This window comes from Massilia sp. LXY-6 (assembly GCF_051233485.1).
Taxonomy (GTDB): Bacteria; Pseudomonadota; Gammaproteobacteria; order Burkholderiales; family Burkholderiaceae_D; genus Telluria.
The window spans coordinates 66615-88019 of record NZ_JBKFGF010000039.1; the positions used below are offsets into that span (position 1 = coordinate 66615).

Sequence of the window (21405 nt, forward strand, 5' to 3'; positions counted from 1 at the left end):
GCAATCTTGACAGGAGGTTTTTATGCTAGCGACTAACTATCGTGGACCATACCGGATCCGCGCTTCGCAAAAAGCCGATCCCGTGATCGAGCATCCGGGCGACGCCATCGTCCGCGTCACACGCGCCTGCATCTGCGGCTCGGACCTGCACCTGTACCACGGCCTGGTGCCCGACACGCGCATCGGGCACACCTTCGGCCATGAATTCGTCGGCATCGTCGAGGAGGTCGGCTCGGCGGTCGAGACGCTCAAGCCGGGCGACCGCGTGCTGGTGCCGTTCAACCTGTTCTGCGGTTCGTGCTTCTTCTGCCAGCGCGAGCTGTACAGCAACTGCCACAACACCAACCCCGAGGCAACGGCGGCGGGTGGCATCTACGGTTACTCGCACACCACCGGCGGCTACGACGGCGGCCAGGCCGAGTATGTCCGCGTCCCGATGGCCGACGTGGGGCCGTACAAAATCCCCGACGACATCGTGGACGACGACGCAGTGCTGCTGACGGACGCGCTGCCGACCGGCTACCAGGCCGCCGAGATGGGCGACATCAAGCAAGGCGACACCGTGGTGGTGTTCGGCGCCGGGCCGGTTGGTATCTTCGCCGCCAAATCGGCCTGGCTGTTCGGCGCGGGCCGTGTCATCGTGGTCGACCATGTCGACTACCGGCTCGACTTCGTGCGGCGCTATGCCCGCTGCGAAATCATCAATTTCCGCGAAGTCGGCGACATGGCCTTGCACATCAAGAAGATGACGGACTGGCTCGGTGCGGACGTGTGTATCGATGCCGTCGGCTGCGAGGCGTCGGGCAGCCTAGCCCAGACCATCACCGGGCGCTGGACCATGCTGCAGGCGGGCGCGGCGACCGCGCTGTTCTGGGCCATCAACTCGGTGCGCAAGGGCGGCAACGTGTCGATCGTCGGCGTCTACGGGCCGACCTTCAACGCCGTCCCGATCGGCAACGCGCTGAACAAGGGCATCACGATGCGCATGAACCAGGCCGCCGTCAAGCGCCACGTGCCGCACCTGATCGAGCACATCCGCCAGGGACACCTGAACCCGAAGGAAATCATCACCCACCGGGTGCCGCTGGAGGAGGTTTCGGACGCGTATCACATCTTCTCGAGCAAGTACGACAATTGCATCAAAACCGTTCTGATCCCTCCGCGCGCAGCCTCGGCGCGCGCGATGGCGACCAGCGTCATTCACTGAAGGAGCAGCCATGGACACCGAAATCGCCCAGCGCGATCTTGCCGAGCAGCGCCGCCACCCACAGCACCACGGCCACGTGGACTACGAGCGCCAGATCGACTACGACCTGAACCGGCGTAGTCCGCCCCGCGAAGAGCTGCAGCGCATCCCTGGCTGGGGCTCAGACCTCGATCGCAAGAACTGGCCGGCCGTGCCGATGGAGCGCACGCCGCCACGCTTCATCCACGTGGCGGAGGGACAGCCGGTCCAGCAGGCGCAGACCGTCGAAGTGTTCTGCTCGCCGGAGCGGCCGGGCATCACGCCGATCTTCGGTACGGCCCAGCCGCCGAAGTGGCTGTCGGGCGCGATCCGGCGCCTCGCCTACAAACTGCCGGAGAACGACCTTCGCCATTGGCTGGTGCTGCTCGCCGCCGACCGCGTCAACATGGTCGAGGGCATCGTCGACGACCTGGCGCATGGCCACCTGCCTAATGTGCTTGGGGAAATGGGTATCCGCTCCGAGCTGCGCTACAACCCGGCCGGCCTGGTGCGCAAGGCGCTCATCACCACTGCGGTGGTAGGCGGAATCATGGTCCTGCGAAACCGCCGTAGGGGTTACTGATCCCGCAACGACCCGGTCATCCGGGCGCGCCCGTCGCCCCGCGTTCGTCGCAGAAGGAGCGCAGGACGTACGGCGCGGGCGCCGAGGAGCCGTGCACGGACAAACCGGAGCTTGTGCACGCGGTTGCTGTCTAAATTCACTTTTGTTTTCACCCGGAGGCGAACAATGAATCCGAATAGTGCCCAACCCACGGGGCTGACCGCCCAGGTTTCCCAGCCGAGCGCACACGGCGCGATGGCCGGTGCTGCCCACGATCAGGAAGTGCCGGAAGTTGACCTGCTCAGCCCGCTAACTCTGCGCAGCCTTACCGTGCGCAACCGCATCGCCATGGCGCCGATGTGCCAGTATTCGGCCGAGGAAGGCATGGCCAACGACTGGCATTTGGTGCACCTGGGCAGCCGTGCGGTGGGCGGCACCGGGCTCGTGATCGTCGAGGCGACCGGCGTCACCCGGGACGGCCGCATCACCCCGGGCGACCTGGGCATCTGGAGCGACGATCACATCGAACCTCTGGCGCGCATCGCCCGCTTCGTGAACAGCCAGGGCGCCGTCGCCGGCATCCAGCTCGCGCATGCGGGACGCAAGGCAAGCACCGCCGCACCCTGGACGGGCGGCGCGACCCTGAAAACGGCCGAAGAGGGCGGTTGGCCGGTGGTCTCGCCCAGTCCGATCCCATTCCATCCAGACGATCCGGCGCCCGTCGCGCTCGACGAAGCGGGCATCGACGGCATCGTCGACGCCTTCGAGGCGGCTGCACGGCGCGCCCTTGCAGCCGGGTTCAAAGTACTGGAGATCCACGCCGCGCATCGCTACCTGCTGCACCAGTTCCTGTCGCCGCACAGTAACCAGCGGGATGATCAGTACGGCGGCAGCCTGGAGAACCGGATGCGCTTCGTGCTGCGCGTGACCGAACGGGTGCGCGCCGCCATTCCCGCCGAGCTGCCGCTGTTCGTGCGCATTTCCGCCACCGACTGGGTCGCTGGCGGCTGGGACATCGAGCAGTCGGTCGAACTGTCGCGGCGCCTGAAGGACCTGGGCGTCGATCTCATCGACGTGTCGACCGGTGGCAATCTGCCGACCGCGCGCATTCCCGTAGCCAAGCGTTACCAGGTGCCATGCAGCCGCCGCATCCGCGACGACGCCGGCATCCTGACCGGCACGGTCGGGCTGATCACGGATTCGAAGGAGGCCGACGACATCATCACCGGCGGCGACGCCGACCTGGTGCTGGTCGGGCGCGAACTGCTGCGCGAACCGTACTGGGCACTGAAAGCACAGCATGCGTTCGAGGAGGAGCCGGATTGGCCGATGCAATATGGATATGCAGTGAAGCGACGGGCGAAATGACCGTGCTGCCGTACGGCGTGGCTGAAGTGCGCATAATCTATATTATGTCAAATACGAGATCCGTAAAGCCGCCCTTCACAGGGCAGCACCGTCAGTTTGCAGAAAAGGCTTACCAAATTGTGCAAGAAACTATATCCACGTGACTGGTCGGGGTTTTGATCGTCGAAAAGCCTAGTGAAGCCGCCAAGGTGTCTATACGTGGTTCTGCATGCGTGTGCAGAGATTGTCGCGACCTGTTCGTGCCGAGTCGTACGCCCTTACGCTACACGCGCATCCGAGTGTGGGCTGTTGCCATGAGCAATCGACCGATCTCGTATAGAGCTGCCATGCGCCCATTCTTCGCACGTGCAATGGGTTTGTTTGAATAGCGATCGATGAAGTAGTCGCCGTCGCAGACTACTCTATTAAGGAGCGGCGTGAAATCAAGTACGTCCGTGGGTGATAGGACTCCTTCATGTCCAAGAATGCCCGCCGTAATCGAGTGGTTACCGCCCGTGACAAGACCGATGTGCCACGGCAAGAGCAGCGTGACACCGTGGTTGGAGTCTTGGCGCCATTGCCCAGACGTTTTGCCGTAGCCGATGGATGCTAAGGCGGACACGAAGCCCGCTCTGCGCCAAGGGGTTGGCATCACAATGTGCTTGGCCAGGTCGAGTTGATGGCCCTCAACGTCGAGACGAAGACAGTCGTTCTCCTCGAAAACGGAGAAGAAATCATCCGGTGAAAACAGTCGGTACAAGTCGATAGGATCGCATGCGGCATGCTGCACTCGCTCGGCGACAGACAGGATGTGTTCGGACTGCAATGGCCGGAGAATGGCATTAATTAAACTTGCCAGAGCTGAGGGCTCTCGGCTGGCCAATTCATTCGCGGTATCGAGCAAATATCTGAATGTCTCGCGGTTTGCACTAATTTTTTGGTGGGGCTGAGATTTGACGAGCGAAGTAATGCGGGACGCGATCTGTTGGAGCATGGTGCGCTTTATTCCTAGCAATGGAATTAGACACTGGAGAGTGCGATGTTACTAGGCATGACTTAGCGCCGAACTTTAGATAAATCCACCCCAGGAGCAGTCTACGCATACCGCTAATTCGGGATTAGACTGAAGTTGGCCGCCAATCATGGACAAAGGTTACGAACTCGACATTACAGAACATAATGTCGAGTTAGTGATGGGTGCAAGAAAGGCGCAGCGAAGCGCTAATTCCTTATTTTGGCTGTCTGCGTCCGCCCTGTTGAGTCAAGGGTATTCCACCACTCGACAACCGGCGCTGAGGCATTTGCCAGTTTATCCGAAGCCTCAAGAAATCGGATAATTTGCTCGTTTTACGCATCGGCTCGCTACTTCCTTGCTCCGCCGTTTGATTCTTTTGCTGCGCCGAATCGTTGGCTTTGCTGGGCACGAGCTTCGGCGCACCCCTCTTCAACGCGCCTCGCAGATGGCCTGCCGCGCGCTGTCAGCCGCTGCTTGACGTATCGCTGCCTTTAGCTGCGCTCGCATTTACCGTCGCTCTGTCCTCTCGCGGCCCCGTTCATTGTTCAATGCATTAGCAGCATTCTGCAGCAGCAGCGGCTACTGCTCGGTGTGAAGACGTGAGATTATTGCCCATCCAAGCGCTCAGTGGATTTGGAAGGGCCCGCGCCCTCCCCCTTCCCCATCATTCCGAATTGCCACCGTAGACGTCAGCGTGACACTCGTATTGGTGCGGCAGCACAGTTCGCCTTACAATGAGCATGTCACTGTCATGCAGGCCCCGAGCGAGGCCTAGAGACATTGACCAGCGTCGTGATCAATCGTTATTGAGTTCGGGTGCGTGCGCCTTGTTTGCCGAAATGATGTGCTTTCTATCGGAGTACTCATGACTTGCCCCTGGTCAGTGTCGTTACCCGATTCCTTCATGGCGCCACGACTATTGGCAATGTCGATCGCCTCTGCTATGGACCGGATCTGCCAAGATTCCAGATTTTTCGTTGGCATCGGTCCCGGGCGATGGTATGCCCTGAGGCGGCTTTCCTCCTGCCGCAGGATGCAGGTACCCCGAGTGCACGACGAGTGCTGGCGCTAGCGCTTGACTGCAACATGAAACGTCTGCGCCGACATATGGCTGCACTGTGCTTACGCTATTGCGCTCGCCTGCTCACCTGCGCCGTCCTCGGCGGCATTGCGATGCCCGCCCTTGCGCAAAAAGGCATCAATGGAAACGAACTCTACGAGCTGACGGAGTCGGATCTGACCGCCACGATCGCGGACTACAAACGTTTAGGCGTGAAATGGGTGCGTTTCGATTTCGACTGGAGCGTCATCGAACCAGCCCGCGGGCACTACGTGTACGAACGCTACGACAACGTGGTCGAGCGCCTCGCGAAAGCCGAGATTCATGTGCTCGGCCTCATTGCCTACACTCCGTCCTGGGCGAACGGCGGCAAGCGAGGAAAATTTCATCCGCCACTGGAACCGGGGGTCTACGCCGAGTTTGCTGCTCACCTGGCTGCGCGCTACGCCGCCAAGGGTGTGCATGCCTGGGAAATCTGGAACGAACCAAATCTTGGACAATTCTGGGGTAACGCACCTGATCCTGCCGCGTACACCAAATTGCTAAGACGCGCGTATGCGGCAATCAAAAAAGCCGATCCCAAGGCACTCGTCGTCTCTGGCGGCTTAGCCCAGCCGGCCACGACGGCCACCTCGATCGAATCCTTGAACTTCCTCATGGCGATGTATCAGAACGGGGCTCACGGTTTTTTCGATGCGTTGGGAAATCATCCGTACACCTCACCGAGAATACCGGGAGATTGGATGGCACATAACTGGCGCAAGATGGCTTTGACGTCCCCGAGTTTGCTATCTATCATGAAAGAGCACGGCGATGGCGACAAGAAAATATGGATTACCGAGTTCGGGGCCCCCACCGGCGGCAAGAGCCCTTGGGGCACGGTCATCGACGAAAATCAACAGGCCAGAATGGTCGAGCGAACCTTCGCCGAAGCGTCATCCGTGGCATGGGCTGGCCCCGTATTCTGGTACAACTACCGTGATTTTTGCCATTATAAGCCAGGTGCCGATTCCGAATGTTTTTATGGTTTAATACGATTCGATAGATCGCCCAAACCGGCTTTTGAGAAATTTCGCCTAAGCCGATAGCCAGCGGGCAAGGTAGGCGAACGTTTTAGATATGTCGATAATATCGGGAGCGTAGCCGGTTTACCGGTGCCTAAACCTGTCGGCGAGCATTTCATTTATCAAGTTTTCCAGTAAGAGACTGTGCAATCCTGTCCAGGCTTGCGGTCGTAAGCGTTCCCGGACAGGGATTTTCCGCGTTTAACCCTGATAAACCGTGGTGCCTCAGCGGGAGGAATGACATGACTCCATCAGTTAGCATCGTAATTCCGACCTTCAACCGAAAAGAGCTTATTTTCCAAGCGCTCGCCAGTGTCCGGCAGCAGACCTATCGTTCGCTGGAAGTTGTTGTCGCGGATGACTGCTCTGACGACGGTACAGTCGAGGCGGTTCGTGCTGCCAGCTTCCCTTTTCCAGTTGAGGTTGTTTCTCTGGCGACGAACCAGGGGCCGGCAGCCGCGCGAAATGCGGGAATCCTGAAAGCCAAAGGGAAATACATTGCATTTCTCGATAGCGATGACGTCTGGCTTCCGGAAAAGCTCGAGCGGCAAGTTGCGCTTCTCGAATCCTTGTCCGACCGGGAAAATACGGTACTTTATTCCAAAACTCACCTTCAGAGGCGGGGCGAGACCTTGGTTCGGCCAGTGAGGGCCAAAGCCGCCAACGAATCCATTGCAGACTATGTGTTCGTCAATGGTGGCTATCTCGACCAGAATACGGTGATGCTATCCACGAAGCTTGCGCGCGCCGTCATGTACCGGCCCGACCTTCGCCTGCATGAGGATTGGGACTTTTACATGCGCCTGGAAGAGCAAGGTGCGAAGTTTGTCATGCTCGATATGCCTCTTGGCATTACATATGATAACTGTTCCGTCGGCCGAGCAAGCGCGGCAAAGCCCATGAAATCGCTGGCTTTGCTCGAGGAATGGAAGCCGAAAATTTCGCAGCGCGCCTATTTTGGACTGCGGGCGAGGATCGCGCCGCAGTTGCGAGAGCAGGCTCCTCTTCAGGCGTGTCGATTCATCATTGAAGGGTATCGATATGGCGGAATTTCTCGCTTTATGATGCTGGCGCTGATCGGAAGCCTGGTTCATCCTAATCTGCGACAGCTCGCCTACTATATTCGCGGCAGGCTAGCGCGCAACCCGCTTGCTCATCCTCCAAAATCGGCGACGGCCGAACCCGCCGAAAATTAGGTACTCGACAATGGCGATGGCGCCACTCTTCTCACCTGGACAGCCAAGCAAACGACAAGCGCTGCAGGTTGTCCGGTGCTGACGGCATCTATGAGATTCGCATGAATTTTGCGACCGACGGGACGCCGCTCGCGTTCAGAATGAAAAGCATATAGTACCCAGGTGGCACCAGGGACGACGACGCAGGTATCGTCACCTGCAGACTGCGACCGGTAATGCGGGATGCCAATCTGATGGCGCGCTGATGCATGTCGTTTCCATGCGTGGTCGCACCTGGCGCAATCAGCATGGCACTGGAGATCTTCGAAGTATCGGTCCCGACTGCAACGGTTTGCCCCCATGTTGCCGTGGTTGGCGCCGAAGTGATCTGTGGCCGGCTGCCTTTGAACAGATATGGCGGCGAGTAAACCTGGACCATGTGTGCCGTCGCCGATCTGTCCTGATCATCCTGCGAAAGCAGTACTGTCGCGTCAGGCAAAAGAATGGCGCTCGAATGATAAGCAGCCTGGATCGTATGGGGCATCACCTGCACCCAGCTTCCCGATGTGTCGCTTGGAGCCTTCGTATATAGCTCGCTTTCGAACAGCGGATTATCGTAGGTCGTAGTCGCGTTATTGCCGCCGACTGTAAACAATGTTCCGTCCGCCAGGATGACCGTATTTGAATTATGGCGACCTTGCAACCAGCTCGGGAAAGCCTTCCATCCGGCGTTGGGGTTGGTGCCGTCCAGCATGTCAATATTACCGATGACTGCATGCCCGCTGGAACCGCCGGCAATTAGGACGACCTGTTTGGCCGGCGTGACAGAGGCATCGGTATAGACCAGGCCGTTTCCATTCACATAGTGAGAAAACTGCATTTCTGGAATTTTGCTCCAGTTCCAGGTGTCGGCGCTCAGCAGTGTCGTATTGGTTTGGTCGGGACCGGCCTGCAGCATTTTCCCTGAAGTGAGCAGGTACTGAAAAGGATAAAGACCACTTGGGGCGTGCGGGGAAATGGCGGTGATGGTCCCATTCCCATCCATGCTGGCCGACGGCGTGAAGACTTCAACCACAGGGGTGAGATATTCGCTTCCACTCTGGTCGTATCCACTTGTAATCACTACCCGGTTATCGGCAAGTTGGGTGGTGGTTGGATACCAGCGGCCGGTTGACATATCGGGAATCTGCTTGGTGAACGTAGCGGTATTGGGATTAAAAGTGTAGTGGCTTAATGCGCCTTCCCAGCCAGTCTGCCCAGCGGGCGCTGTGGAGTCGGGGTAGCGCAAGTTTCCGCCGGCAAGATACACCCTTCCATCGCTTAAGATCGTTTGGCCTCCGCACCAGATATTTTCCGGCGCCGCGATAGAGTGCCCTACGTTCTTTACCGGATCCCACAGGTAGGCCACACCGGTATTAGACGCATTATTTCCCCATTGCGTTGGATCATAAGACCAGAATAACACCTGGCCGTTGTTCAGCAGGACCGACGTGATACCCGCCACAGGAATATGGATGGGTGAGGCCCATTGACCCATCGAACTGGTAGGCTGTTTCGCGGCTGCGGCAAGGATTGTGGGGTCTGCCGTACTGACTTTTTCTAATCCTTTTGCCACTCTGCATTGCTTGGCACGCGCATTGGCGTGCTCATTCGCATGCTTGACACCAAGCAGAGCTGTTTCGCGTTGTTGCAAACTTGCTTCCGCAGCCGCATCGGAACAGGCGTCATTGCTAGCCGCTCCCGCCGCCGTCGGCTGCTGCCCCGTCACAGTGGGAATAACCCCTATTGATAAGCATAGAAATGCGGCCAATGGCTTCTTTCGTAAATTCATTCTTTCCTGCGTCTCCATGACTGGCTCCCTTAAGTTTAGACGAATCCGAGTTTGCTCGGGCAAGTATTAAATTATGAAAAGATGGCATTCAAAGATCCCTTTCCTCAAGGTGATAAACAGGAAACCCGGCAGGCAGCTGATTTGATGACACGCGCATGCCATTAGTAATGTGGATTGATAGAATCACGTAAACGGACCGTCCGTTTCAACGAAGGTTAGTACAGCCTCCCATCGAATTCAATAGTCAAAAAAAAATTTATGGAATTAATCCGGACTATGGCTGAATCGATCCGGATCACTGAACAAAATGGGATTCACGCTGGCGCTAATTGGAATCTCCTTGATTTCAATCAGCGATAGCGCGCGTACTATATTCGGAAGTGTTTGCTTTGCGCGCCTGCGCAATGACGGGAGAAAGCGCTGCACTCGGCGCAGCTGCCTTTACCGTGCTTGAAACGGGAAAACGCTGCGCAGCATACGGCCAAGCGTTTACCCAGGGACGATACGGTCCGGGGCGCGGCGCGCGGGAAGGTCGCGGCTCGCTTCTCGGCTCAGCGCGCCTGGCGGACATCCGTTGTCGGACTGAATGCTGCTCTAGCACGCTGTCCAGCCCTGCCCGCCCCTGTACGCAACGTCGACGACGCTGCGTCAGTGTTCAATAGCGGTTCATGACGACGCCGGCGAAAACTCCCGGTCCACGTTCCACAGTCTTCACGACCTGCGCCAGCGCCCGGTACGACGTACGGTCCTGGCGTGCCACCGCCAACACGGCGTTCGTCCTCGCTGCGACCATGCGGTAGTCAGCCCCGGCTTCAGCTGCCGGCGTGTCGATAACGATATACCCAAAGTCGAGACGGAGTTCTTCCAGCAGTAGTTCGAAGGCGGCCCCCTGCAACAGTTCCTGTGGATTCGGTGGGACGGTGCCTGCCGGCAGAACGAACAGGTTCGGGAGCGACTTCGCCTGGTGGAACGCATGCTTCACGGCCCTGCCGGACAGGATCATGCTCAATCCAGCGCACTCCTGTGCAGCGCCGAACAGGGTACCGATGCGCGGCTGGCGCATGTTCGCGTCGACCAACAGTGTACGCGTTCCCAGCTGGCTGAATGCCGCCGCCAAGTTCGCCGCAACGAAAGTCTTGCCATCCCCGGTTTGGGGACTAGCGACGGCAAGTAACCGACCCGGCTGGGCCGGGTGCATCGGCCCCATTGTCAACTGCGTGCGCAGGTCCCGGATGAGTTCAGCGCCTTCCGAGAATGGATTTTTTACGACCACGAGTTCGGCCGGCAAGGCAACGGCGTCGGACTTTGCGTCATAGGGATAATGGAACTGCTTCGATATGAGGCAAACGATATCGTCATCGCTGGCCAGGTTCAGAGCAACCGCGGCTTCGCCAAACTGCAGGCCATGGCGCCGTTGGTAGGCGACGATCTCGTCGATTTGCGCATCAGATAGGCCGCGCAGGGCTTGCAGCATGCGCCCTAACGGTTCACTTTGGCCAATAGAAGGTCTTGTCAGGTCGTTCATGGTCAGCTGGCTTCGTTCAATGGGGCGGATTGCGGGGATGTCCTGGGCCGGTTCTCTGACAGGGAGAACAGCGGATGGACGGCAGGTGCGGGGTCGCTCATGGGCGGCAGTATGACCAGCAGCTGCTGGCCGAGCCGGACAACGATGTCGTCCGCGGTACGGACGCGTTGGTCGAAGTGTTCGCGTGCCAGCACGAACACCAGGCTGACCGCGAGCGCGCCGGCAAGCGCGGCACCCGCGAGCTTGAGCAGGCGCAGCGTCGGCCGGTCCAGCGGTACGGAAGCCGAGCTCAGGACCGAGATGTCGGATTGGTTGTCGCCACTTTGCAAGGAGGCCTGGCTTGCTTTCTCCAGGACGGCATCGTAAGCACGCTGGGTGTTGTCGATCTCGCGTTCGATCAGGCTGGCTTCGACCCGGCGCGACTCCAGATCCAGCACGCGGGCGCGCTGGGCCTTGACGTCTGCCTCCAAGCTGTGGACCTGTGACTGATTGACCGTGTCCGTCATCTCGATGCTGCCGAGGGTCTTGCGGATCGCGGCGTCACGGCGCATTTTTAGCGTGGCAATGCTGGACTGCTGCTGCCGGACCTGCGGGTGGTTAGCTCCAAGGCGTTCCGACTGTTCGGCCAGACGGGCTTCCTGGCGCGACACCTCGTCGGTCAATGACGCGACCACCGGATCCATGAGCGCCTCGCGCATGTTCTGCGGGGTGCTGGCCGCGCGCGCGCGATGTGCCGTCGATTCCGAAGCCGCCAATTGCGCTTGGGTCAGCTTGGCATTCAGCTCCTGCAGGCGCTCGGTTTCGAGATTGATCTTTTCCTCGGTAATGACCAGGTTGTTCGCGCGCTGGTAATCCAACAGCTTGGCACGTGCACGCTCCAGCGAGGCACGAAGCGCCGCGGCACGCTCTTCGAAGTACTGGTTATACTGACGGGCCGGCTCGAGGCGCATCTCCAGATTCGTGGCCATGTATGCCTGGACCACGGCATTCGCGACGGCCGCCGCGAATGCCGCGTCCTTGTCGGTATACGAGACGGTCAGCACGCTGGATTCGGGTACCGGCCTCACCGCCAGTTTCCTGGCGATCTCCTCGGAGGCCCATGCATCGAAGCGTTTCTTGCCTTGGGCTCCAGCCGCCTGCCACCTCTTCTGCCATTCCGGGTTCTTCTTCAGGTCCAGCCGGTCGACGGCTTTCAGCAGGACACGCTCGCTTTGCAGGATATCCATCTGGGTGGCGATATGGGTCGACACCAGGCCACCGGGCAGCGCGATGCTGGACAGTCCGTCATTCGATTTCAGATTCAGGACCAGGGATGCGCTGGCGGTGTGCTGCACGGGCAGCATCAGTGCAGCGGCGAAGATCGCCGCCGCCATCGCCGCGAACACAAGTTGCGCCTCACGACGCCGTCCCCGCAAGACGGCGAGAATCCGGGAAAGGATCATGATCATTCCTATATAAAGGTGGATGTGGCAGACTGCGTGCTCTCTGTCTGCGGCATGGGAACTGCATGCTGCCCGATTCGCAACAAGGCCACCTCTTCGGCAACCAGTGTCGCGATCTCGGCGCGGAAGCGCTCGGCACTGAAACCGTGCGCATTCTGCCGGCATGCCTGTGGCGCCATCGCCTGCTCGTTCTCGATGAAGCGGCCGACCGCATGCACGATCGCTGCGCTATCCTGTTCGTAAAAGAACAGCCCGGTCGGCGCAACGCTGCTCTCGAGGGGCTTGACGATGTCGAGCGCACCGCCACGGCCATAGGCAATCAGCGGCGTGCCGGCCGCCTGCGCCTCGACCAGCATGATGCCGAAGTCCTCCTCGCCGGCGAACACGAACGCGCGCGCGCGCAGCATGTGGTCGCGCAACACCTCGAAGGGCTGGTAGCCGAGCAGCGTGACGTTGGGCGTCGCCAGCGCCTTGCAGCGCGCGAAATCCGGCCCATCGCCAATGACGACGAGCCGGTGCTCCGGCATGCGTGCGAACGCCTCGACGATCAGCGGCATCTTCTTGTAAGGGACCATGCGTCCGGCCACGAGGAAGAAATCTGCTTTCTCGGCCTTTCCGGCAAAGCCAGCCACGTCGACCGGAGGATGGATGATCGCGCTGTCGCGGCCATAGGCTTTCCTGATACGGCGGCGGATGAAGGTGGAATTGGCGACAAAACGGTCGACGCCGTTGGCCGTGCGTGTGTCCCATAAGCGCATGTAGTGTAGGGACACACGTACCATCCACGCCTTCAGGCCCGAGCGCAGGCCGGACTCCTCGAGATACTGGCTCTGCAGATCCCAGGCGTAGCGGATCGGGCTGTGCACATAGGAGACATGGATCTGCCCCGGTCCGGTGAGCACGCCCTTCGCGACAGCGTGGCTGCTCGACAGCACAAGATCATACCCGCCCAACTCGAACTGCTCGACGGCCAGCGGCATCAAGGGGAGGTAATAGCGAAAGTGCTTCTTGGCGAACGGTAAGCGCTGGATGAAGGATGTCGTCACCTTGCGTCCCTGGAGGAAGGCACGTTCGCGCTCGGGCAAGAAATCCACGACCGCGAACACGTCCGCGTCGGGGTAAAGCTTGATCAGCTGCTCGAGTACACGTTCGGAGCCGGCATAGGTCGATAACCACTCATGGACGATCGCTACTTTGAGAGGGCGCATATTCAATTCAGAGGTAAGGAGTGGCGTGGCGCCGGCGACGAATGAAGCCCGTCGCTGCGTGTCAATCGGATGCGGATCACCGCATAAGCGAACAGCACGGTGTACAAATCGTTCGGCTCCATCAGGTGAGTTTCGGCAAGGCTGGCACACAGGTAGAGGATTAGAAATCCGCCGACCCATGCATGTGCATTGCGCGGTGCCGCATTGAGGGTTGCTTTCAGGCCACGCAGTGCACCGGCCAACACCGTGCCATACGTGATGAGGCCGACCGCTCCGCCGTCGAGCAGCATCTGCAGCGCGCCGTTGTGCGTGTGCGCTACCGGGAAATGGGCATAGCTGACGAACAGCAAGCCTGCCGGTCCATTCCAGAACGAGGCATAGCCATAGCCAAAGAGCGGGCTGCGCTGGAAGAATTCGATCGCAAAGCGCCATACCAGCGTGCGTCCGGAAAAGTCCGTGTTGCGGCCGAACAGCAGGGCCAGCTCCCCGATATAGGGTGCAAGCCAGGGCAGCAGCACGACTACGACGAAGAGTGCGCCGCACAGGCGGGTCGTCAGCACATGCCGGCGCTGCGGCGGCGCGCGCTTGATGGCGAACATGACAAGCGCTGCGGTCACTGCGGCGGGAACCGGCGAGGCCGATGCAGTCAGACCCAGGGCGACGAGACCGAACAGCCCGGTCAGCCCGGCCAGCCTGACGCGCTTCGCGCGGGCCGGCGCAGCCATGCCCTCGGAGGGGCCGGACAGGACATCGACCGCACAGATCAGGGCAATGGCAGCAAACGCCGCGAGTGTATTCTTGTGCGCGAAGACGCCGCGCAGGCGATGCTCCGCGTCCAGACCGGCCGCCGGCATCAGCACCGCCACGGCGAACGAGGCCCCAAGCACGATCAGAGCAACCACACTCAACAGGCGAACCAGTTCACGGGGCGGCCAGCGCAGCGCCATGTAGACGCCAAGTGCCAGCGTTCCACCCAATGCGACCACGCGGCGCGCGGTGATGCCGGGCATGTCGGACCACGCGGTGGACAGAGCCGCCCAGGCAAGCAACGCAATCAACGGCAACAGGACATGGCGGCTCGCCGCAGCCGACAGCCGGGGAACCAGGGCGCCGACCGTCAGGACATAGATGGCCATCAGGACCACCTGCTTGGTGGTGTCCCCCTGGGGTGAGGTGATGCCGGTTTCTTTGACCGAGGTGAGCGACAGCGGCTGGTCACCCAGAAGGAAAGGCAGGGCGCAGAACACGCAAAGCACGATGACGAGAAAGATTTCCTCGCCCCGTGCGGGCACGGCCGGGGCCATCGTTGCCGATCCAGGGAACATGGTGGGGAGTTGGTTCGCGTCGCTCATGTGGATTTCCGTGGTCCTAGCGAGCAAGGCGGCGGTAGGCCGTGCTGAGCGTCCGCAGCGACAGCGTCGCGCGCACGTCGATCGGACCGACATGGCGCGCCGCGCCAAGCATGTAGAGGACCAGCAGCGCCAATTCGGCCGCCACGGCGCTCGCCGCGGCGCCGGTGACACCGTACGCTGGCGCGAGCAAGATCATCAACAGCACGCTCAACGCGGCCGCCTGGCCCATGTAGGCCACCTTGCGCCGGATATGGTCCTGCGAAAAGAGTACCGAACCATAGCCGTGCTGCACGAAGCGGATCGGGACGGCCAGAGCCAGGATCTGCACGACCGCTACCGCTGCCCGGTAGCTCTCGCCGAACAGCAGCGGCACCAGCAATGGGGCGCCGAACCACATGCAGGCGCCGAGCACCACGCCAATGCAGCCATGGACGGCAACCCCAAGATGGAAGGCAGCGACGAACTTGTCCTGGTCGTGCGACCACCAGCGGAATAGCCTCCCGGCCAGGTATTTGCTGTACACGACACTGGGCAGCATGGCCAAGGAGTTGAAGATCAGGAAGCCGACGTTGTAGTACGCGCTCGCCTGCGCTCCGATTAGCGGGCTCACGAGCGCGAGGATGCCGGTCGAGTACACGAGATAAAACAAGGTAACCAGAGAGAACGGCCATGCTGCGCGCAGGCATGCGTGCACGTTCGGGGCACTGTCGCCCACTTCCTGTGCGTGCTCCATCTGGCGCTTGCCAGGCAGATTCACGGTGCCGTCGGTGAGTGCACGCACCGAGCTGTACGATAGCAGCGCCCCAACCAGTCCGGCCGCAGCATAGCCGAGCATGACGGTTTGCCCGGATATGGCGGCTGCCGACATCAGCACCAGCACGGCCGATGAACGCAGCGCCTGCGGCGTGACCTGCCACAGAGCGAGATGGAAGTAGCGTTCCTCGAGCTGGAGCCGGACGGCGCGCGCATCCGCCAGGGTTTGCCCGGCCAGCATCAGGCATGCGCAGGCAAAGACCGTTGCCGCGCTGCCGGCGCCGGCAAGGCCCGCCGCCGCGAGGTAGGCCAGCAGCACCGCGAACGATACCAAGAACGCCAGCGCAGCGGCCTTGCGCGATGCCTTGCCCCAGCGGACGGCGGCCCGCCCTTCCCTGCCGTACAGCTCCAGCCAGAACCATCCGATCGTCATGCCGGCGATCGGTGTCAACATGGTCACGGCGGCCGTCACCGACACCACATGGCCATAGTCCGACACCGGCACGTTCCGCGTCAACAGCAGGTGCGTCAGGAACGCGATCAGTGCGTTGCCGGCGGTGCCGAGAAGTAGGATGAGGATACGCATGCGATGCCTGCTCCGTGTCTGCTCAGGCTGCAAGCCGGTAAGCGTCGAGGTTCGCCTCGAGCATGCGTTGCGGCGAAAATTCCTTCTGCGCGATGACGCGCCCGGCTTCGCCCAGCCTGCGCGCGTGTACCGGATCGGCCAGCACGCGGGCGATCGCCGCAGCGTATCCGCTCACATCCTCGGCCGCCAGCAGGTAGCCACTCTCGCCATCGCGGACGATCTCGCGGGTGCCCGAGATATCGGAAGCGATGACCGGCAGTCCCATGTGCATGGCTTCGATGACTGTGATCGGATGCCCTTCCCAGCGCGAAGGCAGCAGCAGCAGCGAACAGCCTGCCGCGATCGAAAGCGCGGCAGGCCGCGGCTGCTGTCCATGAAAAACGAAATGGCTGCCGAGACCCATCGAGCTCACCTTGCGCTGAAGTTCCGGCTCCAGCTCCCCGCCGCCGATCACGTGGACGCACGGCGCCCGCGGCCCGAGCGCGGCCACGATGTCGGCCAAAATCAGCGGGTTCTTCTGGTGCATGAGCCGGCCGATGAAGGCAATGTTGCCCGGCGTGCGTTGCGGCGGCAGCGCGGGAAGCTCACTGGCCAGTACGGCGTTGTGGATGACGCGAGTCTTGCTGATATCGGCCAGGCGATGTTCCCGTGCGATCTGGGCGTCACCCTGCGACACGAAATTGGTCCAGTCGGCGCGCCCGATGCAGAAGCGCTCCGCCAGCCGCGCCAGATGGAAGGCTACCGGCTTCTTGGACAGGAAATGGAAGCCGTGCACGGTATAGACAAAACGAGGACGCGCACCGCGGCCCAGCAGGCGCAGGGCAAGCATAACCGGGAGGCCTGCCCGGTTGCCGTGCGCGTGTACGACGGCCGGAGCCTGCCGCCGGATGAATGCCGCCAGTGCGGCGCAGTTGGCGATGGCGCCGCCGCGCGAGGAAAAGTCGAGGCCGTGCACCGCGATGCCCAGCCCGCCGGCTTGTTCGAGCAGGTAGCTGCCGCGTTGGGACACGACCACCGGTTCATGGCCGGCATCGCGCAGCATCGTGGCCAGGGTCAGCACGGCGGTCGTTCCGCCGCCCGGATCACCGTTACCAATGACTTGAATGATTTTGTTTTTCATCGTCGAAGCGACTCAGTAGGCTTTCGGATCGCCCTTCACCAGCATCAGGACGGTCTTGGCTGCAATCTTGACGTCGAGGCCGATGCTCCACGAACGGAGATAGATCAGGTCGTATTCGATCCGCTTTTGCATCGAATGCAGGTCGTCGCCGCCGCGGTAGCCGTTGACCTGGGCCAGCCCGCTGATGCCGGGCTTGACCTTGTGGCGCAGCATGTAGCCCGAAATCTGGCTGCGATAGGTTTCGTTCACCGCCACCGCGTGCGGGCGCGGACCGATCAGACTCATCGAACCGAGCAGGACGTTGATCAGTTGCGGCAGTTCGTCCAGTGAAGTCTTGCGCAGGATTTTTCCGATGCCGGTAATGCGGTCGTCATCCTGTGTCGCCTGCTTGTAGACCTTGTCGCCGTCCTCCATCACTTTCATGGAGCGAAATTTCCAGACCACGATTTCTTCGCCGTTCAGGCCGTAGCGGCGCTGCCTGAAGAATACCGGCCCGGGAGAGGTCAGCCGGATCAGCATTGCGATGAGCAGCATCAGCGGCGCCACGAGCGGCAGCGCGAGCAGGCAGGCGATCAAGTCGAAGCAACGCTTCTGCAACGCGAAGGAACCGACAAAAGGGGTGTCGCAAATCGAGATCACTGGCAGCCCGGCGGCATATTCGACTTTTGCCTGGATCAGGTCGGCAATGAACATGTCGGGCACAAACTTGATCGTCGCAGTCGTATCGCGCAGGTCGTTGAGCAGCTTCATGATCCGCGGTTGGGGAGCCATCGGCAGTGCGACATACACGAGGTCAATGCGCTCGCGCTTGACGAAATCCGGCGCGCTTTCGATCCTCCCGAACACCTTTCCGGTGCGGGCGCCGCCGCGCTCGGCGCTGCGGTCGTCAAAATAGCCGACGAAACGCTGGTTGCCAACGTGTTTATTGTCGATCTGACCTGCCAGCCGTACGCCGACCTCATTAGCGCCAATCACGATCGCCGTCTGGGTGTCGGCAAAGCGCTCGAGAAGGGGTTTCACCGACATTATCGCTAGGTGTGTGCCGATAACGGTCACGGGAGTGAGCACAGCCCACAACCTGATCAGAGGCATATCAAACGAAGGCGAATAATTGCCTACCAGGTCGAAGAGGTAAAGGCATGCGAGGACTTTTCCCCAACTTTTCAATGCTCCAGCAACGTACTTCGCACGCGAGGTCGTAGAAGCCGTATTGGTGAAAAAAACTAGCGCAGAAATGAAGGCGAGCCCCTCGTCCAGGTGAGAAACCGCTCCGTGGGAGTAGAACGCCAGCGCCAAATACAGCACAGCAGCCAGCAAGGGATCAGTAATCCTCTGCAATGCATTCGAAGCCGTCGGAAGAACAGGTGCGACACTGTCGCGGGCACCTGGGAAATCCTGAACATTTATGCGCATATCCGCCTCTTTGCGAGAACAATCGTTCTAAATATTAGTACAATGCATGCAGTTTATTGCAAGCCCCGTGTCGAATGCTCAACGAAAGATTTATGCTGCAGGAATATAAAATCGTATTTTGCGTTGAGAAAGTGGTCAGTCGATACTTGTGCAAAACTGGACAGATATGAGAGCCCGACTGTCGTTCCAATGATCCACCTTCCGCTTTGACACAGGGATAAATCGGTACCGCATGTTCTATGTGTTCCGTGATGATGCTGATGTAGGCTCAGTCTTACAACAGAATTATCAAAAAATCGCGGAAAAACCACATTTACATTGAATTGCTGAAATCCTCCGCCAGACTTACAAATCGACTCCCGAGCCGGCTGGTTTTATCTGAGGAACGTATTGCAGTACTCTCGCTAACAAACATATGCACCATAAGTTGGCTAGTTAGTTACCCGCTTGCAGTACTCGGATATTTCTTATCTTCAACAAATCTCTATCGATTTGGAAAATCATTCTCTGCATCAACATCATCATACAATCTGGCTGTTACGCGTTCTGCCAAGATCGGCGAAGAAGAATTCACTCTGCACTACCTATGGCGAGAGTCACTTTCGCTAAATATTTCATGCTGATCTCTGAAGGCTAATTTTGAGAAAAAGAAATAAATCAACCACAAGAATGCAATTGGGAAAGTTTCTTTCCAAAATTTCGCCTCTACGGGGCTTATCCCTTGCATGCACCGGAATTGTTCTCGCCGCCTGAAGTCTCCTCTAAATAAAAGTAAATACAATAGGCGGTTTGTACTAACACCCTAGGACATTTGTACTGTATTTATGTAACACAATTATTACTTTGTCGACATAAATTGAGCGGCTCAATGTGTAGGCGCGCGCCTATAGTGCCCTTACTTCCCCGACTGAATTGTGATACCGGACAATCCCCGCGAACATTCAGCCTTTAGAGCACTCCCGGCAGATTTACATCGTATAAAGATTTTTGACTTTTACTCTAAATTCAATGTCGAGACGGCCAAAAGTTTACCATCCGCTGTTTCTACCCCTCAACGGTAGCCGGCTATCCACTTCCATCTCATGCGAGAAACATTTTTGTTTATGGAATTGCCCTTCCCTGGGCAGCGCGGTCAATGGCACCGCTATAAGACGGCCGGATTAACTCCTATCGCAATTATTTTCTCTTGCGCAAGGCAAGGTGAGCCCTCATAGTTCAAGGATCCGTGGAATCGACCGGCGGCACCATGCCTTGTGTAAAGCGGTGCTGCGCCGATACTGCTCCGATTAGCGGCCCAGCAGGATTACAGGAGGAAAGGAAGAGACGATGACAGGCGGATCGGCTATTCATTAAATGAAAGGCCAATATTGATGTTATTGCGCTAGCTGATATTAAGAGGGAGGAGTTACTTTACTAAGCACGAAAGCGGAGCAAGTGAGTGCCTACTTGGATTGTTTATTTCAGGACGCTGCGCCGCTCATAGAATGCTCTTTCCGTTCGCCGACCGGATGATTTCGTCGTGCCGCTCGTTATCCGTTTTGTGCAGATAGGCCGCCGTGGTGGCAATATTCGCGTGCCCCGCCGTGTCCTGCAGGGTCTTCAGTTGCACCCCGTTATTCGCATGGTTGGTCAGCATGCTGTGGCGCAGCCAGTGCGCCGAGGCCTGGCGCAGCGTGGCGGCCGTGTCCTGGTCGCCCTGGGCATCAGCGGCGCGCGCTGCGTCGGCGAAGATCGCCTTGATCGCTTCGGCCGCCGCTTCATCCGTGATGCGCGCCAGTTCGCGCGAACGGCTCGACAGCACCAACGGGGTACGGTCCGTGCGGCTGGTCTGCGGCAGCAGTTCGAAGGCCTGGCGGTAGGATTGGAAAGCTTCCAGCATCTCGGGCGGCACCGGCAGACGGCGTGGCTTGTTGCCCTTGCCGACGACGTCCAGCCACCATCGGCCCTTGCCTTCGGTATAGATCGACCCCATCGAGGCGCTGACAATCTCGTTCAGGCGGGCGCCGGTGTGCGCAAAGGCGACCAGCAGAAAGCGGTCGCGCGCGCGGCGCCGGCAGGCCGCCGGCGTGCCGGCCGGACGCGCTAAAACGGTCTGCAGCGCCAGCCCGATCGCGCCCTGGGTCAAGTAGCGCGTGATCCTGCTGGCGGACGGCGCCCGGACGTTGCGCACCAGGGCGCCGGGATTGCGGCGCAAGTAGCCAGTCTGCTCGGCAAAGCCCAGCAGGCCCTTCACCGCGATCATGGCTTGGCGCCGGCTGGGGTCGGAGAGCGGCCCGGTGAACGGCCGGTAGCGCGGGTCGTTGCGCGGCCATTTGGTCTTGGAGACCCATTCCGGCGGCGGATTCTTGAGGAATTCCTTATAGTTGTTGAGGTCGGCGACGTTCAGCTGAGACAAGGTCTTTTTGGCTTCTTCACGGCACCAGGTCAGAAAGCGGTACAGCTCCTTCTGAGAATTCTGGATCGACTTCGCGCTCAGTTCGCCGTGCGCGATGAACTCGCGCGCCAGTTCGATATCGGTGCTTGCCTCCGTGATCGCGTCCTCTGCGAGCCGATACATCTTGACGTGCATGCGGCCGCTCGGCGTGGTCGTGATCTCTTCCGGTGCTGACGGACCCAGGTCGATTGGCGTAAAGTTTGGCATTGCTCGAGCGGATGGCGGTTGAAAAGGACTGTATCTATGTACAGTATAGCATTTCACCGGCTCCCCTATTCAGCGCGACAATATCC

15 protein-coding genes are annotated in these 21405 nt (G+C 59.7%); 5 read left to right on the forward strand and 10 right to left on the reverse strand.

The features are described from left to right. The first annotated feature begins 22 nt into the window (after positions 1-22). From ACI48D_RS17260 to ACI48D_RS17270, 3 genes are all read left to right on the forward strand, one after another. The gene (locus ACI48D_RS17260; protein ID WP_435572473.1) at positions 23-1207 is read left to right on the forward strand and encodes a zinc-dependent alcohol dehydrogenase; all 1185 of its coding nucleotides are present in this window, start codon (positions 23-25) and stop codon (positions 1205-1207) included. Positions 1208-1217: 10 nt separating this feature from the next. Beyond that, positions 1218-1808 carry a hypothetical protein gene (locus tag ACI48D_RS17265; RefSeq protein ID WP_435572474.1) on the forward strand — a complete coding sequence of 197 codons (591 nt, stop codon included), beginning with the start codon at positions 1218-1220 and terminating at the stop codon, positions 1806-1808. A 165-nt stretch (positions 1809-1973) separates the two neighbouring features. Further along, on the forward strand, positions 1974-3155 hold the full coding sequence (locus ACI48D_RS17270) for an NADH:flavin oxidoreductase/NADH oxidase (RefSeq protein WP_435572475.1): 1182 nt from the start codon (positions 1974-1976) through the stop codon (positions 3153-3155). Between the two features lie 262 nt (positions 3156-3417). Here the strand turns inward: ACI48D_RS17270 and ACI48D_RS17275 are convergent, their stop codons facing one another. Continuing rightward, positions 3418-4128 (reverse strand): DUF6710 family protein, encoded by a 711-nt coding sequence (locus ACI48D_RS17275; RefSeq protein WP_435572476.1) that lies wholly within the window; start codon positions 4126-4128, stop codon positions 3418-3420. Positions 4129-5235: 1107 nt separating this feature from the next. On the opposite strand from ACI48D_RS17275, the gene ACI48D_RS17280 reads away from it, so the two are divergent. Beyond that, on the forward strand, positions 5236-6297 hold the full coding sequence (locus tag ACI48D_RS17280) for a cellulase family glycosylhydrolase (RefSeq protein ID WP_435572477.1): 1062 nt from the start codon (positions 5236-5238) through the stop codon (positions 6295-6297). A gap of 218 nt (positions 6298-6515) precedes the next feature. Beyond that, on the forward strand, positions 6516-7469 hold the full coding sequence (locus tag ACI48D_RS17285; protein ID WP_435572478.1) for a glycosyltransferase family 2 protein: 954 nt from the start codon (positions 6516-6518) through the stop codon (positions 7467-7469). A gap of 88 nt (positions 7470-7557) precedes the next feature. On the opposite strand, the gene ACI48D_RS17290 is transcribed toward ACI48D_RS17285, so the two are convergent. The 9 genes from ACI48D_RS17290 to ACI48D_RS17330 all read right to left on the reverse strand — a co-directional run bounded on the left by ACI48D_RS17290 (position 7558) and on the right by ACI48D_RS17330 (position 21319). Further along, a complete protein-coding gene (locus tag ACI48D_RS17290; RefSeq protein WP_435572479.1) occupies positions 7558-9297 on the reverse strand; it encodes a galactose oxidase-like domain-containing protein in 1740 nt (579 codons plus the stop codon). Positions 9298-9934: 637 nt separating this feature from the next. Next, a complete protein-coding gene (locus ACI48D_RS17295) occupies positions 9935-10804 on the reverse strand; it encodes a polysaccharide biosynthesis tyrosine autokinase (RefSeq protein WP_435572480.1) in 870 nt (289 codons plus the stop codon). A gap of 2 nt (positions 10805-10806) precedes the next feature. After that, positions 10807-12246, reverse strand: coding sequence for a hypothetical protein (locus tag ACI48D_RS17300; protein WP_435572481.1), 1440 nt, complete (start codon positions 12244-12246; stop codon positions 10807-10809). A gap of 8 nt (positions 12247-12254) precedes the next feature. Then, positions 12255-13454, reverse strand: a complete 1200-nt coding sequence (locus tag ACI48D_RS17305; protein WP_435572482.1) for a glycosyltransferase family 4 protein — start codon at positions 13452-13454, stop codon at positions 12255-12257. A 2-nt stretch (positions 13455-13456) separates the two neighbouring features. Then, positions 13457-14806 carry an O-antigen ligase family protein gene (locus ACI48D_RS17310; protein ID WP_435572483.1) on the reverse strand — a complete coding sequence of 450 codons (1350 nt, stop codon included), beginning with the start codon at positions 14804-14806 and terminating at the stop codon, positions 13457-13459. Between the two features lie 16 nt (positions 14807-14822). Then, positions 14823-16145 (reverse strand): lipopolysaccharide biosynthesis protein, encoded by a 1323-nt coding sequence (locus tag ACI48D_RS17315; RefSeq protein WP_435572484.1) that lies wholly within the window; start codon positions 16143-16145, stop codon positions 14823-14825. A gap of 22 nt (positions 16146-16167) precedes the next feature. Next, a complete protein-coding gene (locus ACI48D_RS17320) occupies positions 16168-17265 on the reverse strand; it encodes a glycosyltransferase family 4 protein (protein WP_435572485.1) in 1098 nt (365 codons plus the stop codon). Between the two features lie 12 nt (positions 17266-17277). After that, the gene (locus tag ACI48D_RS17325) at positions 17278-18678 is read right to left on the reverse strand and encodes an undecaprenyl-phosphate glucose phosphotransferase (RefSeq protein WP_435572486.1); all 1401 of its coding nucleotides are present in this window, start codon (positions 18676-18678) and stop codon (positions 17278-17280) included. Positions 18679-20155: 1477 nt separating this feature from the next. After that, complete coding sequence (locus ACI48D_RS17330) at positions 20156-21319, reverse strand: tyrosine-type recombinase/integrase (protein WP_435572487.1); 1164 nt, start codon at positions 21317-21319, stop codon at positions 20156-20158. Positions 21320-21405: the final 86 nt, after the last annotated feature.

Excerpts from the sequence above, each read along its gene's own strand:
- ACI48D_RS17260 (WP_435572473.1), top strand. The coding sequence starts at position 23 with ATGCTAGCGACTAACTATCGTGGACCATACCGGATCCGCGCTTCGCAA.
- ACI48D_RS17265 (WP_435572474.1), top strand. The coding sequence starts at position 1,218 with ATGGACACCGAAATCGCCCAGCGCGATCTTGCCGAGCAGCGCCGCCAC.
- ACI48D_RS17270 (WP_435572475.1), top strand. The coding sequence starts at position 1,974 with ATGAATCCGAATAGTGCCCAACCCACGGGGCTGACCGCCCAGGTTTCC.
- ACI48D_RS17275 (WP_435572476.1), bottom strand. The coding sequence starts at position 4,128 with ATGCTCCAACAGATCGCGTCCCGCATTACTTCGCTCGTCAAATCTCAG.
- ACI48D_RS17280 (WP_435572477.1), top strand. The coding sequence starts at position 5,236 with ATGAAACGTCTGCGCCGACATATGGCTGCACTGTGCTTACGCTATTGC.
- ACI48D_RS17285 (WP_435572478.1), top strand. The coding sequence starts at position 6,516 with ATGACTCCATCAGTTAGCATCGTAATTCCGACCTTCAACCGAAAAGAG.
- ACI48D_RS17290 (WP_435572479.1), bottom strand. The coding sequence starts at position 9,297 with ATGGAGACGCAGGAAAGAATGAATTTACGAAAGAAGCCATTGGCCGCA.
- ACI48D_RS17295 (WP_435572480.1), bottom strand. The coding sequence starts at position 10,804 with ATGAACGACCTGACAAGACCTTCTATTGGCCAAAGTGAACCGTTAGGG.
- ACI48D_RS17300 (WP_435572481.1), bottom strand. The coding sequence starts at position 12,246 with ATGATCCTTTCCCGGATTCTCGCCGTCTTGCGGGGACGGCGTCGTGAG.
- ACI48D_RS17305 (WP_435572482.1), bottom strand. The coding sequence starts at position 13,454 with ATGCGCCCTCTCAAAGTAGCGATCGTCCATGAGTGGTTATCGACCTAT.
- ACI48D_RS17310 (WP_435572483.1), bottom strand. The coding sequence starts at position 14,806 with ATGAGCGACGCGAACCAACTCCCCACCATGTTCCCTGGATCGGCAACG.
- ACI48D_RS17315 (WP_435572484.1), bottom strand. The coding sequence starts at position 16,145 with ATGCGTATCCTCATCCTACTTCTCGGCACCGCCGGCAACGCACTGATC.
- ACI48D_RS17320 (WP_435572485.1), bottom strand. The coding sequence starts at position 17,265 with ATGAAAAACAAAATCATTCAAGTCATTGGTAACGGTGATCCGGGCGGC.
- ACI48D_RS17325 (WP_435572486.1), bottom strand. The coding sequence starts at position 18,678 with ATGCGCATAAATGTTCAGGATTTCCCAGGTGCCCGCGACAGTGTCGCA.
- ACI48D_RS17330 (WP_435572487.1), bottom strand. The coding sequence starts at position 21,319 with ATGCCAAACTTTACGCCAATCGACCTGGGTCCGTCAGCACCGGAAGAG.